This window comes from Agriterribacter sp. (assembly GCF_035497235.1).
Lineage (GTDB): Bacteria > Bacteroidota > Bacteroidia > Chitinophagales > Chitinophagaceae > Agriterribacter.
The window spans coordinates 1-17431 of sequence record NZ_DATJEB010000041.1 but is presented as its reverse complement, the minus strand read 5'-3'; the positions used below and the strand labels follow the sequence as shown (position 1 = coordinate 17431).

12 protein-coding genes are annotated in these 17431 nt (G+C 41.7%); 4 read left to right on the top strand and 8 right to left on the bottom strand.

The genetic code is table 11. The annotated features are described in order from the left end of the window. Positions 1-8: 8 nt before the first annotated feature. From VL121_RS14580 to VL121_RS14565, 4 genes are all read right to left on the bottom strand, one after another. Positions 9-1208 (bottom strand): GIY-YIG nuclease family protein, encoded by a 1200-nt coding sequence (locus VL121_RS14580; protein WP_325406574.1) that lies wholly within the window; start codon positions 1206-1208, stop codon positions 9-11. Continuing rightward, positions 1198-3165, bottom strand: coding sequence for a DEAD/DEAH box helicase (locus VL121_RS14575; protein WP_325406572.1), 1968 nt, complete (start codon positions 3163-3165; stop codon positions 1198-1200). The genes VL121_RS14580 and VL121_RS14575 overlap by 11 nt, the downstream gene beginning before the upstream one ends. A 142-nt stretch (positions 3166-3307) precedes the next feature. After that, on the bottom strand, positions 3308-4957 hold the full coding sequence (locus tag VL121_RS14570; RefSeq protein WP_325406569.1) for an RNA-binding domain-containing protein: 1650 nt from the start codon (positions 4955-4957) through the stop codon (positions 3308-3310). Further along, positions 4954-7674, bottom strand: coding sequence for a DNA methyltransferase (locus VL121_RS14565; protein ID WP_325406567.1), 2721 nt, complete (start codon positions 7672-7674; stop codon positions 4954-4956). The genes VL121_RS14570 and VL121_RS14565 overlap by 4 nt, the downstream gene beginning before the upstream one ends. Before the next feature lie 220 nt (positions 7675-7894). Here VL121_RS14565 and VL121_RS14560 point away from each other — a divergent pair, with 220 nt between their 5' ends. The 3 genes from VL121_RS14560 to VL121_RS14550 all read left to right on the top strand — a co-directional run bounded on the left by VL121_RS14560 (position 7895) and on the right by VL121_RS14550 (position 11387). Then, positions 7895-9403 carry a GH3 auxin-responsive promoter family protein gene (locus tag VL121_RS14560; RefSeq protein WP_325406566.1) on the top strand — a complete coding sequence of 503 codons (1509 nt, stop codon included), beginning with the start codon at positions 7895-7897 and terminating at the stop codon, positions 9401-9403. A gap of 70 nt (positions 9404-9473) precedes the next feature. Then, a complete protein-coding gene (gene fabG, locus VL121_RS14555; protein ID WP_325406564.1) occupies positions 9474-10229 on the top strand; it encodes a 3-oxoacyl-[acyl-carrier-protein] reductase in 756 nt (251 codons plus the stop codon). Positions 10230-10271: 42 nt separating this feature from the next. Beyond that, positions 10272-11387, top strand: coding sequence for a TolB family protein (locus VL121_RS14550; protein WP_325406562.1), 1116 nt, complete (start codon positions 10272-10274; stop codon positions 11385-11387). A 3-nt stretch (positions 11388-11390) separates the two neighbouring features. Here the strand turns inward: VL121_RS14550 and VL121_RS14545 are convergent, their stop codons facing one another. The 4 genes from VL121_RS14545 to VL121_RS14530 all read right to left on the bottom strand — a co-directional run bounded on the left by VL121_RS14545 (position 11391) and on the right by VL121_RS14530 (position 16932). After that, complete coding sequence (locus VL121_RS14545) at positions 11391-11663, bottom strand: hypothetical protein (RefSeq protein ID WP_325406560.1); 273 nt, start codon at positions 11661-11663, stop codon at positions 11391-11393. Positions 11664-11802: 139 nt separating this feature from the next. Next, positions 11803-12444, bottom strand: coding sequence for a SanA/YdcF family protein (locus VL121_RS14540; protein WP_325406558.1), 642 nt, complete (start codon positions 12442-12444; stop codon positions 11803-11805). 137 nt (positions 12445-12581) lie between these two features. Further along, positions 12582-13868, bottom strand: a complete 1287-nt coding sequence (locus tag VL121_RS14535; protein WP_325406556.1) for an amidohydrolase family protein — start codon at positions 13866-13868, stop codon at positions 12582-12584. A 34-nt stretch (positions 13869-13902) separates the two neighbouring features. Beyond that, a complete protein-coding gene (locus tag VL121_RS14530) occupies positions 13903-16932 on the bottom strand; it encodes an amidohydrolase family protein (protein WP_325406554.1) in 3030 nt (1009 codons plus the stop codon). Positions 16933-17143: 211 nt separating this feature from the next. Here VL121_RS14530 and VL121_RS14525 point away from each other — a divergent pair. After that, on the top strand, positions 17144-17431 hold a 288-nt coding region (locus VL121_RS14525; RefSeq protein WP_325406552.1), incomplete at its 3' end, for a hypothetical protein.

Here is a 17431-nt window from a genome sequence, read left to right as displayed (position 1 = left end):
TACCTTGGCTATCTTTCAACAATTACCCCATTTTCCGCATCATATTTATAATTGATGATTTCTTCACTTAAGATAAGCCGTATAGCCTCTTCAATGATCTCAAACGGCACCAGGAACCATTCTCTGGGGGTTATTCGTTGTCCGTTTCCGTTAAATAAATCAATATTTAAGCAAGCCGAAGCAAAGAACCGGTGCAGCAGTTGTTCTAATTTATCAGCATGCTGGTTATAACAGGCGTAGCTGGCAACTTTTATTACATCTGCAAATAAATAGGTTGCTTCGTTTTTAGCATTTCTTATCCGTTCTTCAATAGGAGTAGAGGAAAAGCCAATTTTATACAAGTTTTTAATAACGGATATTTCAGGATGGATTGATTTGGATTTCAAAACATAAATCCAGCCAGTTTGAATGTCTTCTTCCTTTACAAGGCTGGGGCTTATAAAAAATTCGTTTTCCATTGCCTCGTAAGTATTCGTAATTAATTTGCCACTTTTCAAAATTTGTTTACCTAATGAACGGTAAAGCATATTGCTGTAAGTGCCGTTTTCAAAAACAGTTGTTGTTCTTCCATCTTTTCGAATATCCTTACCTACCTGAACTGACCCTAAATTCGCTGATTCTAAATATAACATCACACCGTCAATCAAATAAAAGTTGCCGATGTGCAGGTTTTTTTCAATATTTCTGAAAGGAAGAATTTTGCGTTTCCCGTCTTTTATTTCCTGATGCACTTTTTGGAACATTTCCTCATAGAGCCTAAAATCCTCCTCCTTCATTGGTTTTCGTTGTGCTACAAAATCTGCTTCAGCCCTTTCTTCCTCTTTTGGAATATGCTTATACTTGAAAATAGATAAATCTTTTTCTGAGTCTAATAAACCAAAACCATCATCATTCAATATATCGTCAATAGAAGGCTTTTCCATTTCCACTTCGCCTAAAAGGTTGTGCCTGTCATAAGGTTTTACTATTCTTTTTTTCTGCTCATCCTGTCTGAAATTTTTCAACTTGGCCAAAAGTCCGTATTCCGACATACTGGAAGCATCCGGTTCCCTGCCGGTTTTGTCAAAAAAAGTATTGATTTCTTCAAAAGAATCAACAAGCCTGTCCTCCTCGGATTTGATATTTGAGACTTTGGCTTTTGAATCTAACAAGCCAAAATCGTCATCATTAAAGATATCGTCCAACGATATTTTTTTGTTACTGCTCATTCAATGCCCTTTGTCTTTTTAGCTCACGCAAAAATATTAAAGCTTCTGCCATTCTTCGCTGCTTAGGATCAAAAGAACGAATATCAGGGGCTTCTCCGGTTTTCTCTCTCCATTCCTTTATTTTGGGCCAGAGTAAAATAGCTTCTTCCTCAGTCATTTCTATTTTAATGGATTGAATATGCTCATCAATCAGTTTCAGCACCTGGGTAGTGACAGATTTTGATAAAATTTCAAATGCCTTTTGAAATGGATTTACCTGGTCTATCAGGTCAATGTGTATATCGTCTATATTCACAAAGCTGCCCGCCATTCTGATAAATTTTTTATCACCCTGTATTTCTATGATACTGTTTTTTATAACAGAATCCACTACTACATGCTGCCTCACTGCTTCCACATCATCTTCGCTTAAACCGGGATAAACTTCACGAATGATTTTCGGAATCAGCACGGTATTGATGATTTCCGGCTCTACATTGCCCGGCATAGCTTTCAACATCTGGTCGTCCTGTAAAATTCTTGCTTTTAAATCGTTCAGGTCGGTTTCAATAATATCTTTGGCTCTTTGTGAGGTAGGCAGCTTGAAGCCTCTTATTTTAATGGTATGCTCGTCTTTATCACCACTTTCTTCGTCATCATTGTCATCACTTTTGAGTTTAAATTTGAAATTGGGCGCTAATACCTGTTCCATTAGTAACGATGCCGTAATGGCTTTCAGCATATTGTTTACCGCTACTTTCACTTCCTCGTTTTCTGCATCGGGCTGGGCAATCAGGTTGGTGAATTGTGCGTGTGTCTTGTTGTAGCTGTCCCTGGTAGCTCTGCCTATTATCTGAATAATTTCAGTCAGCGAACCTCTGTAACCTATTGTTAATGCGTGTTCGCAAAAAGGCCAGTCAAAACCCTCTTTTGCCATTCCCAGAGCAATAATAATGTCTATATCTTCGGGCGATTTTATTGTTCTCAAATAGTCCGCTATTTTATCTCTCGATTTAGGGTTGTCGTTTACTAAATCGGCAACTTTCAGGATTTTGCCGGAACGTTTGCTTTTTACATACAACACCCCTGTTTGTTCATCCTGATAATCCAAGTCGCCCAAAACATCAATAATGTGGTTTACTTCTTCATACTTCTCTCTTGATGATTCTGCAGCATTTACGCTGGGTATATGAATGATCGTTTTTTTGTTTTCATCTAAAATCTCTTCCAAAGCCGACACCGGTCTGTCAGGCTGTTTTTTAAAGTACCTGCCCGTATAAAAATGATAGCCTATTCCTAACGATTTTAAGTATTCATACCCATTTAACTGCTCATAATAGTTGTAAGTAACCTTAGTAAATTTGGCTTCGTCTTCGGGTACTAGCACCGGCACATTGTCTCCTCTGAAATACGAACCGGTCATTGCTACAATATGGGCATTTGAGTTTGCCATAATGTTTTTTATTACTTCGCCCAAACGATTATCTCCGTCTGCCGATACGTGGTGAAATTCATCTATGGCAATCACAGTATTGTTCAATCTTTTTTCGTCTAAGCCATCAAAAGCAAAGCGAAGTGTAGCGTGGGTGCATATCAGAATCTGTTCATCGCTTTCCAGAAATCCGAGAAATGCTGATATTTTGCTTTTCTCTGAACCGGGGGTACAAAGGTTATATTTTGGATTGGGATTCCAGTCGGCAAAAAAACCGTATTGCTTCAACCCGGTTGAGCTAAAGGAGGCCCCGATTGCTTTTTCGGGAACCGCAACAATTGCTTTCTTAATGCCCTGGTTCTTCAGCTTGTCTAAGGCGATGAACATCATCGCCCTCGATTTCCCCGAAGCGGGCGGGGCTTTTATCAAAAGATATTGCGCGGTTCGGGCCGCGAAAGCTTTTTCCTGCATTTCACGCATGCCGTACTCATTGGTCTTTTTGCTTTTGCCGGTTTGGCTGTATTCTACTCTTACTAAATCTGGCATAATCTGTTTTTCTTGTCTAAAAGACTAAACAAAAGCTGTCTTAGACGATATTTGCATTGATATTCAAATAGTTACGATATTGTTGCGTCTAAAGTTCATCTAAAGTTTAACTAAGTTCATCTAAAGTTTAACTAAAGTTCATCTAAGTTTTAACTTTTCTAACCCACTTAGGATATCTTATAGTTCCTTGATTTTCAATAATATGCTCTTTTCTTGAGAGGGCATATATTAAATTTCTGACTTTATTCAGCTTCTGTTTTTCATCTAAAACAGCCGGAAGAATATCTAAAAGCAGTTCGTCTATATTTGTTTTAGATGCTGAACCGTACCTGTCAATATAGTCCAGTATCATTTTTTTATAGTGGTTGTCTTTAAAACCTCTCATTCTTATGTATTTTTCTTTCTCATCAGTAGCATTCGCTACGTTTGCAGAAATAAAATAATTCGGTTTCCGTCCCTCAATCAACCCTTTTACTTTTAACCCCTTTGCTTCATCATCGGTGATGCTTTTACTTTTAACTATTTTATCTAACAAAATAATTTCACCCAGTGACAGGTCGGGCATTTGTGCCAGTTTGATGGCGTATTTCATGTCCAGTACCCTGCCTACGATAGTTACCTGCACTTTGTTTTTGCTCAAATCATAATCGGGCAAAGGGAAAAATTTTTTTCGCTGAATAACAAACATTCTTTTTATACCGCTGCCTGTTGTATCTATCATATTTAAATTGAGCATGGTATTGGCTAAAAACGGATTACGATACCTTGATTCAGGCGCATCTGATTTTATTACATGCTCTACCGATTCCGGTATAAATGAACCGGCGTTGCTAAATGTAAGCATAGCATCTTCCCGTTCCACCACATTTATTTTTCCGTTCAAAGTATAATCCTGGTGGGCAATACAGTTGTTTAAGGACTCACGGATAATGTAGGGGTCAAACTGATCAACCTCATCAGGGAAAAGACTATCATCTTTTATATACCTGTATTTCAGGTTACGAATTTTGTCTTTCACTTCGTTTACTGCCAGTATAAATGGGCAACCAAAATGAGCATAGTCTTTTTCAATATTGTCTTTATCCCGCAATATCCAGCTTATTTTAGCCTGTGCCGGACTGATGAAATGGTCTGATTCCGGTTTGCCCAACAATAAAATTGCCGCACGGGTTATTTTGCCCTGTATGGTTACTTTGGCTTTGTTAAGGAAAGTAACATCATCCCATTGCAGGATTTCCCGTTCATTTTTTTTGTTTTTCTCAATGTATTGTTTCCGGGAAAAATCAATGGCTTCTTTTGAAAGGTCGGCAAGGTTAGCCATGGGAATGATTTGCGCCGACCAGTCAAAGGCTTTGTTTTGCATGCGGATAATGTCAAACTCCCTGTCGCTTAATGCTCCCAGGCTTTCCCCGTTCCTGCCATAGTAATGCCCTTTCCATGAAACAGGCTGCCCCTGAGGCGCAGCAGGTATTCCACAAAGGATTACTGTTTTGCCGTCTTTTTCTACCCGTTCTGTTTTATCAAACGATAATCGTGGACTGGTATGCTGTGCCAGCTCATTTTTATATTCATTCAGCTGGTTATCGTTGATGATAGTGCCTGTGATCGTCCTGTCATTTTTTACACCCAATACCAGCCATGCATTTTCTGCATTTTTCAGGTTAGCCTCGTTGCTTAAGGCAGAATAATACTGACCCAATTTGTCTTTGTCATATTGGGTCTTTGCCTCTTTAAACTCTACCACCTCATTTTCGGCAGATAAGGTCAATAATTTATTGAGAACTTCTGTCATTGTATTTCCTTCTTTTTTCTCTCTTTCTTCTGCTTCGCAAACAAGGTATCCTTTTTTGTCATCTCCTCGTACAGCTTAAACAAATATTCCAGCCTTTCCGTATCTGAATTAAACGGCTGCAGGCGGTAACATTGCTCTACGGCTCTATCCAGTTCTTCGTGGGCCTGTTTTAAGCCTTTGGGCATTGTACCGGGATTGTACAATTGTGCCATGGTTTTTTCGGGATGTTTGGCGCGCTCATCTAAAATGGCAAACACATACAGGTTCAGGTTTTCTTTTTGTTTAATGTTGATGTCTGGAAATGGAAATGTGTTGTAACATAGCTTGGCAGAATACCTGTAATCTGTTTTTAACTTACCGCCAACAACACGTACCCAAACCATGTGCATTCTGGAATGGATAACACCGAAAAGCCAGGGTTGGGCGTCATAAATTGCCATTGCGGAATTTGAAATAATAGTATCAGAAGTTAAAAATCCAATTGGAATATAATCTCGTCTTTCTGATGAAGTTGCGGGAATAATAATAGAATCAGTTTCCTGATGCCTTACTTCACCAAAACGAAAAGGCATGTCTGCTAGTTTTTTAGTTGCACCTCTACTACTTTTTTCTCTTATTTTTCTTACATTTTCAATTCTGTCCGCAATCGGTTGTATGCTTTTGGCTTTTTCTAACTTTTCTTCATCAATCCAAATACAATATCTTTTTGTTCCTTTGATAAATTCTTCTCCACCCATAAATTCCTTGATGACTGGCTTTGCTTTTGGAAATTGGACAATCAACTTTTGTTTTTCATCTTCATTTAAAATCAAATTGCCGTTATCATTAGGCATACTTCCGAAATTCATTTCTGGAAAATTAGATAAGGGTTTGCTACGTCCGGCTATAACAACATTGGCGGCATCCAATAAATAGGGATTTATATTTTTAGCGTCCTTCATGACATTGCCTGTAAATAAATGCTTAGGCTCATTTGAAGTGTTACGAAGACTTAGAATAATTACCGTAACACCCGCATTTCCTTTGGCATTGTTCGTCCATTTGAAAGATTGGTATGCAAAATTAATTTCAATTTTATCGGAAATAAGATGCGGCCACAATAAAGCCACCTGCTCGCCTTGTGTTATAGAATTAGTTGTTACAAATGCGGCTTTCGCATTAAAGCCTTCTATGTAATTCTTTGCTTTGAAAAACCAACAGGATATATAGTCCATATTGTTGTATCCATTAATTCCCTGGAATACAATAGCCATATCTTTTTTTTGCTCTTCATCCTGCATTCTTGCTCCCAGATAAGGTGGATTGCCTATGATATACACTTCATCCTTTTTATCAATAGGGCAAACGTCTTTCCAATCTATACGAGCCGCATTACCCTGTACTATTTTGCCTGCCTGCTTAAGCGGTAATATAGGTTTGCTCTTTCCATAGCCTTCAAGTCGTTCATCAAACACCTTGTTCATCTGATGCTCGGCAAGCCACAATGAGAGTATTGCCATCTCATGAGCAAAGTCATCCAGCTCTATACCGTAAAACTGGCTTATCGAAATAGATGTAGTAAAGGCGTCTGTAAATAAGGGTATTTTCTCCAGTGAAATGAGTTGTTGAATGATTTTTATTTCTAATACCCGGAGTTCCTTATAGGTAATAATTAAGAAATTTCCGCTGCCGCAGGCCGGGTCAAAAAATTTGATACGGGCAATGCGGGCAATCAGCTTTCTTAATTGCGCTGCATTGTTTTGATACTTTTCAAATGCCTCATACAACTCATCTAAAAACAAGGGCCTGATGAGCTTCAGGATGTTTGGCACAGAGGTGTAGTGCATCCCCAGGTCGCTGCGGTATTCGGGTATTACCACCGCCTGTATCATAGAGCCGAAAATATCGGGGTTAATGTCTTTCCAGTCCAGCTCTCCCAATTCCACCAGTATTTTCCGCGCTTTTCCAGTAAAAACCGGCGAATCAATTTTATCCCTGAACAGGCCGCCGTTTACATAGGGAAATGCAGCCAAATGTGCAGATAGACCTTTGGTGTTTTCAGTATTCAACCGTTCAAAAAGACGGTTTAAAAATAAGTGCGTGTCACTTCCGTTATCGGCTGTATGCTGGGCCAAGTTATTGGTGAAAACACTTTCGCCTTCAAATATTTCAGTATCCTCCGCGAAAAAACAGAACAATAGTCTCGACAGGAAAATATTCAGGTTGTGTACGCTTTCTTTTGAATTGTATATGTCGTGATTTTCATTGATCAGCAGATCGTACAGTTGTGCCATCTTGTATGCTGCATTCCGGTCGGCTTCATTGTCATTGGTGGAATGATACACTTCGCTGCCTGCAAGCGGTAGAAAGAAATTGAAATACCTGGGCAATTCTTCAATAGCAATGTCTAAGTTCTTACCGAGCTTCAGATCTTTTGCCAGCAATGTTTTATAATCTGTAACAAGGGCAAAACGGGGCTTATGCTTTAATATCCGCTCTTCTTTAGAAATGGCATCAATAGTGCTAAGCAGCTTGTTGGAGTCCTCTTCCCTGAAGAATACCTTTTTCTTGTACAGTATTTCACCTTCTACTTTTGAAAGATTGAAGTCGCCATTTTTTAACCTGGTAATGGAGGTTTTGGAAATACCATAGGCCAAAAGCAAATCATAAATGAAATTTTCTATTGAAAAATTTTCAATGATGCGTTTTACATTACTTTCTATTTCGTGGCTGTTCATTTTCTAATAGAGTTGAAATCTGCGACAGGCACAATGTAGCCTATCCGTTTTGATATTTTATACTGTTTTACATAAAGATATAAAAACCATAACCCGGAGCAATTACGAAAATCCACCGCTAATTGCCATAATGAATATTTTAAGGGAAATGGCGGGTGAATAATCACAGGAAAGAATTAGTTTCTCATTTATCACAAATGCTTTATTTTGCCAACATTCAATGGGAATATTAAGCACAACCATATCGCAACTGGCCCGCATGCGCCTGTGGCGTATTGAAGCATGGGTACAACATCCTATTGCTTCACAGCGGGAGGTACTGCAGGACCTGGTTACCTCGGCACAGTATACGGAGTTCGGCCGCAAGTACAATTTTTCTTCCTTATTTTCTACACGCGATTTTAAAAAGGCAGTACCCATACATGAGTATGATGACCTGAAGCCTTATATACAGCGTATGATGGATGGTGAAGAAAATATTTTGTGGAATACGCCTATCCGCTGGTTTGCCAAAAGCAGCGGCACCACCAGCGACAAAAGTAAGTTTATTCCTATCAGCAAAGAAAGCTTAGAAGACTGCCACTATAAAGGCGCCAAAGATACCCTTACCATGTATTACAATTTCAACCCGGATTCGGAGTTGTTAACGGGTAAGGGGCTGGTCATTGGCGGCAGTCATACCATTAACCAGGTAAACGAGGAGGTACACTATGGCGATCTGAGTGCCGTGCTGTTACAAAACTCCCCGGTGTGGGGACAGTGGATCCGCACCCCGGAACTGGCCATTGCCCTGATGGATGAATGGGAGAGCAAGATTGAAAAACTCGCCAAAACCACTATTGTTGAAAATGTTACCTCCATTTCAGGCGTACCCACATGGACGCTCGTATTGTTTAAAAGAATATTGGAAATAACGGGTAAAAGCTGCATTGCCGAAGTATGGCCTTCCCTGGAACTGTACATTCATGGCGGCGTTTCGTTTACCCCTTACCGCGAGCAGTTCAGGAAAATAATAGGAAAGGATATTTATTATATTGACAGCTATAATGCCAGCGAAGGATTTTTTGCGGCGCAGGATAAGCCGGGAGAAGAAGGCATGCTGCTATACTTAGATCATGGCGTATTTATGGAATTTATGCCTATTGAGGAATATGGAAAAAAGGATCCGCAAACCATAGGGCTGAGGAATGTAGAAACAGGAAAAAATTACGCACTGGTGATCAGTACCAATGGCGGATTATGGCGGTATTTGCTGGGCGACACCATACAGTTTACGACCCTGTATCCTTTTCGTATTAAAATAACCGGGCGTTTAAAGCACTTCATCAATGCTTTTGGTGAAGAAGTGATTGTAGACAATACGGATAAAGCGGTTTCGATGGCATGTGAAATAACCGGCGCTATTGTAAATGATTATACAGCCGCACCGGTTTACTTCAGCGATAACGGGAACGGAGCGCATGAATGGCTGGTGGAATTTGAAAAAGAACCCGATAACCTGGATCAGTTTACCATTGCATTAGACAAGGCCCTGCAAAGCATCAATAGTGATTATGAAGCAAAACGCTATAAAAATATAGCCCTTCACCTGCCACTGCTTCACACAATGCCCAAAGGATTGTTTAATGAATGGCTGAAAAGCAAGGGCAAGCTGGGAGGACAGCATAAAGTGCCGAGGCTGAGCAATGAACGAACACTTATTGAAGAAATTCTCCGTTTTAAATTATAATACATGGCAACGGAGCCATACCAACTTTATATTCTTTCTGTTATCTTGCAGCAATAATTCGGAATTATTCATGAAATTACTCAACAACAAAGTAGCTATTGTAACCGGCGCCGCCCGTGGCATCGGGGAAGCCATTGCACTTAAACTTGCGGCACATGGCGCGCATATTGCCTTTACCTATGTGAGCGACAGCAGCAGCGGAAAAGCCGCCGCGTTGCAGGAAAAACTACAGGCGTTTGGCGTAAAGGCAAAAGCATATCAAAGTAATGCGGGCGATTTTGCACAATGTGAAACGCTGGTGAATGATGTGCTTAAAGCATTTGGATCTATTGACATTTGCGTAAATAATGCCGGCATTTCAAAAGACAATCTATTGCTTCGCATGTCGCCCGATCAATGGGATGAAGTAATAAATACCAATCTCCGGAGTGTTTTCAACATGACCAAACAGGTCATTCGCCCCATGATGAAAGCAAAAAGCGGCAGTATTATTAATATGAGTTCTATTATTGGTATTACGGGTAATGCCGGGCAAAGCAGCTATGCGGCCAGCAAGGCGGGCATTATTGGATTCACCAAAAGCATTGCTAAAGAAATGGGCAGCCGTAATATCCGCTGCAATGCCATAGCCCCTGGTTTTATTGAAACCGATATGACCGGTTATTTGAAAGATGGTGATGCCGCGGATAAATACAAAAGCAGTATTCCCCTGGGCCGGTTTGGAACGGGTGGAGATATTGCAGATGTAGCACTATTCCTGGCAAGCGACTGGAGCAGCTATATAACCGGACAGGCGATCAGCGTTTGCGGGGGATTAAATACTTAGCCTGGCAGGCTTACTTTTGCGGCAGTTTTTAAAACAGGCATAATGAAAAAAAAGTACCTGGCTCTTTTTCCCGCTCTGGTGTGGTTTATGATCACATCCTTTAAACCTACTGATACAATCAGCCTGTTGGCCCCTGGCTTTCAGCCCTTAACCGATACGCTACATTATGCTGAAGAAAAGCATTTCAAAAATATTCAGCAACTTACTTTTGGCGGAGATAATGCAGAAGCATACTGGAGCTACGATAGTAAATATCTCGTATTTCAACGCACAAACCCTAAAGAAGGATTGAACTGCGACCAGATTTTCATCGGCAAAGTGCCACAGCGCTCCGGTGAAAAATTTGAATATAAAATGGTAAGCACAGGCAAAGGAAGAACCACCTGTGCCTTCTTTACTAAAGATGGCAGGCATATTATTTATGCCTCTACTCACCTGGGTTCTGATGACTGTCCACCTGTACCCGACCGGAAAAAATACGGCAACAGGTACATTTGGCCTTTATACAACAGTTACGATATTTTTATGGCAGACCTCGATGGAAATATCGTAAAGCAGCTTACCAGCGCGAAAGGCTATGACGCGGAAGCCACCCTTTCACCCGATGGTAAAAAAATGATTTATACCAGCGACAAAGACGGCGACTTGGAGCTTTACATAATGGATTTGAAATCGGGAAAGGAAAAAAAGATTACCCACACTTTAGGGTATGACGGCGGCGCATGGTTCAGCCCGGATGGTAAGAAAATAATCTGGCGCGCTTCCCGTCCTAAGACTGAAGCTGAAATAAAAGAGTATAAGGAACTGCTTGCCGAAGGAATGGTAGCGCCCACCAATATGGAGGTTTTTGTGGCTAATGCTGACGGCAGCAATGCCCGGCAGGTTACCTCATTCGGACAGGCCAACTGGGCGCCCAGTTTTATGCCCGATAGTAAACGCATTATTTTTGCCTCCAATCACGAATATAAAAGAGGCTTCCCTTTTAATATGTATACCATTAACAGCGATGGCAGCAACCTGCAAAAAATAAGCCGCGATAAAGGGTTTGATGCTTTCCCCATGTTTTCTCCCAATGGTAAAAAAGTAGCTTTTTCCAGTAATCGCAACAATGGCGGCACAAGGGATACCAATGTTTTTATAGCGGACTGGGTGGAGTAATAGCTAAATGGTCCACTGGTCGTGTACCACAGCCACCAAATACATATTGTTGTTGTACGACTTAAATACCAGGCGAAGCGAGCACCAGTCCATACCACCGTATTTTTCATCGAAGCCCGAAAAATGGTGCTCTGTAAAAACACAATCTTTATAAATAGTGGTAAGATTATTAAGAGCATTACCACCCCCGATCATTTTGTTCAGGCTGGTTTGCGGTGCATGTAAAAAATCGGCATTGTACACGAACTTTTTAAAGTAATCCGCTACGGTTAGCACAATTGGTTCACCACAGCACTATCTGTAAGCGTTTCACCTGCAACCTGGGTTTGCCTGCTTTGGCAGGAAATCAACAGCAAAAGGGATAATATAATAAAATATGCCCTCATAAAATGATCTTATAATTTAATAAGCGCTCTCAGGGAATATTCACTTTCTCTCCCAAAAATTTTGGTTCCGCACCCAGCAAATAATCAAGAAATACTTTTACCCTGGCTAATTTTTCGCGGAACTGCACTTTAAAACCGCCGCGTGCATTCACATCTCTCGCATTAAAACCTATGGCGGCAATACCTTCCCGCGAAGCGATATAAATAGCTCTTTCATTTTGAAAAGGCTGTGAAATTACGGTTACGGAATCCTGCCCGAAAATGGCTTTAAGCCGAACCATAGAATCAAAGGTTCTGAACCCGGCATAGTCGGAATATATGCAGGAAGAATCAATTCCCGCTTTCAGCAAATCCGCCCGCATTAAAGCAGGCTCATTATAATAAATGCTGCTGTTATCGCCACTGATAATAATGTAGGTGATCTTCCCGGCCTTTAGCAACCGGATCGCCGCCTCGATGCGGTAGGTATAATACGGATTCAAAAAACCTGCCACAAGATATTTGGATGTGCCGGGTAATAGCCCTGTTTTGTTGTACGGTATATGCTCAATATTGGAATATAATTTTCCTTCCGCCGCGTTTGTAATAGCCCGGTTACAGAAAAAAATAACCAGCAATACAGCAACCAGCAACGCCAAAAAAGAATATAATATGATCTTAACTTTACGCATAGGGGGTTGAATAACTGCCGGCTCCCGGTGACCTGTATAGAGCAATATACAAAAATGGATGCAGAGGCTGCTGAATCCACTTTTCTTTACAAAGTACTTAACAGTATTCTCATCAAAGCAACTATATTATCCTGCCCTTATTTTAATCCATATTTTCCCATATAACGTTCGTATAACTGTGTTTGTTTACTGGCAAGATCTACCTGCCGCCCCTGTATAAAAGCATGCGTTATAATGCTGGTACGCATATCTAATATATCGCCTTCACTTATTACAATATTAGCGTCTTTTCCCGCTTCAAGGGAACCTGTTCTGGCGGCAATACCCAAAATGTTAGCAGCGTTTAAGGTAATGGCACTCAGGGCTTCTTCTTTGGTAAGGCCAAAAGCCGCGGCCGTGCCCGCATTAAAAGCCAGGTTTCGGTACCGCGCATTACTTGCGTCATCATTCAAAGCAAATAATACCCCTGCTTTTTGGAGTATGGCGGGCGTTTTAAAGGGCTGGTCATAGTCGTCATCTTCTGTTGATGGCAAATGATGTTCAGCGTTTAATATAACCGCTACATTGTTTTCTTTCAGCAACGAAGCAATCTGCCAGCTTGCTTCACCGCCCACAATTACTACATTAAACCCAAACTCCTTTGCAAAATCAATGGCTAACAGCATTTGCTTTACCTGTCCGGCATGTACAAACAATTTCTGGCTTTTATCAAAAAGTCCTTTTACCGCTTCCAGCTTAAGATTGGTAGAAGTATGTGTGGCTTCCTGCAGGTAGGCCCGCGCTTCCCTGAAAAAGCTTTTGATCTTTTCTGTTTTTTCCAGCGCCTCCCGGATCACTTCTTCAGGTTTAGCGGCAGCCGCAGGCACCGCAAAAGATGGCATATTAATATGCATACCGTTACCGGTTGCATACGCGGCGTCTTCCCAGTTCCATGCATCTAACTGCACCACCGAAGAAGAACCGCTGATGGTTCCGCCCTGCGGCACAATGCCTGCCAGTAAAATACCATTGGCTTTGAGTACATTAATCATTGTTGAAGCTGTATTATAGGCAACAATGGACCGGATGTTTGGATTGATATCGCCCAATTCCCGGTAATCGTTGGAGCCACGCACACTACCTGAAATTTCTTTCAGTCCCAGGTCACTCTGCGGAAGAATAAGCCCGGGGTATACCTGTTTTCCAGCCACATTAAACACTTTTACATCGTCCTGCGGTACAGCAATACCCGTTCCCACCCTAACGATCTTTCCATCCTTCACTTCTATAGTGGCATTATCCAGTACCTGCCCGTTTCCTATGTGTACAGTACCGTTAGTAATAAACAATAATCCCTTATAGGCTTTTGCGGGGTATACATCATCCTGCGAATGAACGCTAAGCGTTAGAGAAAGTATGGCTGCCAGGAAAAATATTTTTTTCATACCTGATTTTTTAAAATGAAGAAACGAACCGCTGCTATTGCAGGATGATATGATCATCCTGCCCGTGATCTTCGCTGCAACTTAAAGTGATATAGCTACTCGGTTTAAACGCGGCTACCGGCGATCCCGGTTTCTTTTCTCCCACCATTTTTTGAATAATACGGTTACGCTCAGCCGAAATAGCGCCGCGTAATTGTATGTCATGCGCAAGATCAAAATACACGATACCATCCACCATTGTTTTTTCGGGCTTGGCATAAATGCTCAATGGATTATCGCTCCATAATACCAGGTCGGCATCCTTACCCGCTTTAATGCTTCCCGTACGATCATCAATATGCAGCGCTTTAGCAGGATTAATGGTTACCATCTTCCATGCCTCCGCTTCCGGTACGCCGCCATACTTTACGGTTTTGGCAGCTTCCTGGTTCAGGCGGCGGGCCATTTCCGCGTCATCTGAATTGATGCATACGTTCAACCCCATTTTTTGCATAATAGCCGCGTTATAGGCAATGGCATCGGTTACTTCCACCTTGTAGCCAAACCAGTCGGAAAACGTTGACACATTTGCCCCGTGCGCCTTCATCTTATCTGCTACTTTATACCCTTCCAGTATATGCGTGAAGGTATTGATACGGAAACCAAATTTTTCGGCTACCTGCATGGCATAGGTTATTTCACTCTGCACATAGGAGTGGCAGGTAATGAATCTTTTTTGATGCATGATCTCCACCAGCGCGTCTAACTCAAGGTCTCTTCTTATGGCAGCAAAAGGATTTACCGCCTGCTTCTTTTTCCCCTTACTTACAGAAGCGCTTTTCAATGCACGCTCATAATCCACTGCCCGCTGAAAGGCATCTATGAGCACCTGCTCCACACCCATCCTGGTATCGGGAAAACGGTTGTTGGCAGGCGATGTGGTGCGTTTTACATTTTCACCTAACGCAAACTTAATGAAAGGAGCGGCTCCTTTGAATTTTAATCCCTCATCATCCGCGCCCCAGCGCAGTTTAATAAGCTGCGATTGTCCGCCAATGGTGTTTGCCGATCCATGCAAAATCTGGGAAGACGTAACCCCGCCGGCGAGCTGACGGTATATATTAATATCATCGGGGTTCAGGTTATCACCTATGCGCACTTCCGAAGTAACAGACTGTGCGCCTTCATTAATGGAAGCTGTGGCAATATGCGAATGCTCATCAATAATTCCGGCAGTAAGATATTTACCGGTGCCATCAATAATTGTAGCATCCGTGGCGGAAATATCTTTACCAACCTGTGCAATCCTTCCATCCTTTACCAGCACGTCTGTGCTGGTAAGATTTCCTTCCGCTTCTCCCGTCCATACCGTAGCGTTTTTAAAAAGTACTGTTTGCTGCTGGGGCCGCTCATCCCATCCGTAACTGCCAAAGGGATAGGTGATCTTTGCAAGAGGGGCTACATATCTATGTTGTGCGCTGTCTGCTTTGCCGGCTGCGGGTTTAATAAAATTTGCCGACCATAACAACGCATTCCCTTCTTCGTCACTGCCATTGCCTTTCCATGCATCATCGTTATTCACCACACCACTCAGTCGTATAAGCGATTTTGAATTTTTACCGGGTGGAAAGCTCAGGTTCACTAATTTGCCGTTAAAGCTAAATTTTGTCTGCAGGGTATCCGCATTGATGATACTGGCCGCGCGTGAACTTTTAACATCTATTGTATAGGTTACATCCCCTTTTGCCGAATGCAATACAAGTGAATACACGCCTTTTATATCTTCCCAATCCACATCCTGAACCGTATATTTTTCACCCTGCACCCAGTTTTGGTATACTATCGTTTTTTCGTGAAAAACAGGACCCGAAGTAATAAGGAAATTGGCCAGCTTACCTGCTTCAATGCTACCCACTTTGTCGTAAACGCCCAGGAGCATTGCCGGTGTTTTAGTTAAAGCTTCTAATGCTTTCTGCTCACTCAGTCCGTTATTAATAGCTTTACGAATATTGGGTAAAAACTGTTTAGAGTCCTTTAAATCGGCGGGGGTTAAACAAAAATTGATCCCGGCTTTTTCAAAAGCGGCGGTATTTACCGGAGCCAGCTCCCAGTGCTTTAAATCGTTTAATGAAACTAAGCGGGCATTATCCGGATCTTCCACATCCATTGCCTGCGGGTAGTTAACGGGTAAAATATACGCGGCCCCCGTAGCCGCTATTTCCTTTATGCGCTGGTATTCATTACCACCTCCTTTAATAATATATTGAACACCAAATTCATCTCCTATCCTGTCTGCCCTTAAATCCGCCCATTTGTCACCGGCATCAAATACCTGTGGTAATGGCTGGTTGTTATTCCATGCCTGCAGGCTCAGGTTTACGCCTTCTGCCGTTGGATTGTTTTTATACCAGGCCGCATCAAGGTAGGTTTGACGTAATAAAGCAATTACACCCATTAAGCTGGTAGGGTAACTTTGGGTAGATGTGCCTTTACTAAAAGCATAATGAGCCGATGCTTTTTCTTTTATAATAACCAGGTTTTCTTTTTTATCTGCCAGGGTAACCAATGTTCCCGTTCCGCGGGCAATGCCATCTTTACGATGCGTTAACGCCACGCCAAAGCCAATAGCACGAAAATCTTTTGCCTTATCGTTATCCGTAGCAAACAAAGCGGCAGCATCTGCATCCGCTTTAATGGCCTCGTTCCAGCCATATGCGCCTTTTGTATTTGAAGTTAACTGAGCGGGAGTGCTGTAACTAAAGGCTCGCGATGCTCTTTGGGGTACAGGTATGCCATAATCGCTGTACATATCTATAAATGAAGGAAGGATATACTTTCCATTACAATCTACCACAACGGCATCTTTGGGAACAGTAATATGATTACCCACTGCTATGATCTTTCCCTGTTGTATAAGGAGTGAAGCATTTGGCAAAGTGGTTTGTGCATCTTTTACTATAGTAGCATTGGTGAAAATATAGGTTCCGCTGCGTTCATCGGCCACGCCATTTACCGGAAATGTTTGCTGGGCGTATATCACCCCGGCCGCTACGCACAAAAACAAGACAAGCATTATTTTTTTCATAAGCAGATTTTTTATATCTGTAATAAGAGCAGGAAAGATAAGTTTAAAATTGTTTTTTGCCACATCCGCTTATGCCTTAATACAAGGCATGAGTATCAAAGCCAGCGCTTATTCTCTTACCGGTTATTCACCTGACCTTTTTGAAAAACCCTCGCCAGTCCGGAAATAATTCTCTGGGTTATATCATTCATTCATTTTTACGACTATGTCAATGAGAAAGCAATTATTGTTTACATTAATCCCTGCCATTTGCCTTTTTTCATGTTCGCAAAAAAAGGAAGCTGATCATCAAACTACACATACCGATGCATCCTACCTGCAGGATTATAGCATTAAATATAATATAGCCGACAGTGGCACTTCGTTATACAAAGTGTATGCCGACCGCAATGGCGTTATCCAAATACTTTCTTCCAAAGGTTTGCTGCATCCCTTTTCCGGTGCCTTGCTTTACCCCGGAACGCTGGTACCAGACGATACTTACCGCCCGATGAAGGAT

Excerpts from the sequence above, each read along its gene's own strand:
- VL121_RS14540 (WP_325406558.1), bottom strand. The coding sequence starts at position 12,444 with ATGCGTAAAGTTAAGATCATATTATATTCTTTTTTGGCGTTGCTGGTT.
- VL121_RS14560 (WP_325406566.1), top strand. The coding sequence starts at position 7,895 with ATGGGAATATTAAGCACAACCATATCGCAACTGGCCCGCATGCGCCTG.
- fabG (WP_325406564.1), top strand. The coding sequence starts at position 9,474 with ATGAAATTACTCAACAACAAAGTAGCTATTGTAACCGGCGCCGCCCGT.
- VL121_RS14570 (WP_325406569.1), bottom strand. The coding sequence starts at position 4,957 with ATGACAGAAGTTCTCAATAAATTATTGACCTTATCTGCCGAAAATGAG.
- VL121_RS14575 (WP_325406572.1), bottom strand. The coding sequence starts at position 3,165 with ATGCCAGATTTAGTAAGAGTAGAATACAGCCAAACCGGCAAAAGCAAA.
- VL121_RS14535 (WP_325406556.1), bottom strand. The coding sequence starts at position 13,868 with ATGAAAAAAATATTTTTCCTGGCAGCCATACTTTCTCTAACGCTTAGC.
- VL121_RS14550 (WP_325406562.1), top strand. The coding sequence starts at position 10,272 with ATGAAAAAAAAGTACCTGGCTCTTTTTCCCGCTCTGGTGTGGTTTATG.
- VL121_RS14565 (WP_325406567.1), bottom strand. The coding sequence starts at position 7,674 with ATGAACAGCCACGAAATAGAAAGTAATGTAAAACGCATCATTGAAAAT.
- VL121_RS14580 (WP_325406574.1), bottom strand. The coding sequence starts at position 1,208 with ATGAGCAGTAACAAAAAAATATCGTTGGACGATATCTTTAATGATGAC.
- VL121_RS14530 (WP_325406554.1), bottom strand. The coding sequence starts at position 16,932 with ATGAAAAAAATAATGCTTGTCTTGTTTTTGTGCGTAGCGGCCGGGGTG.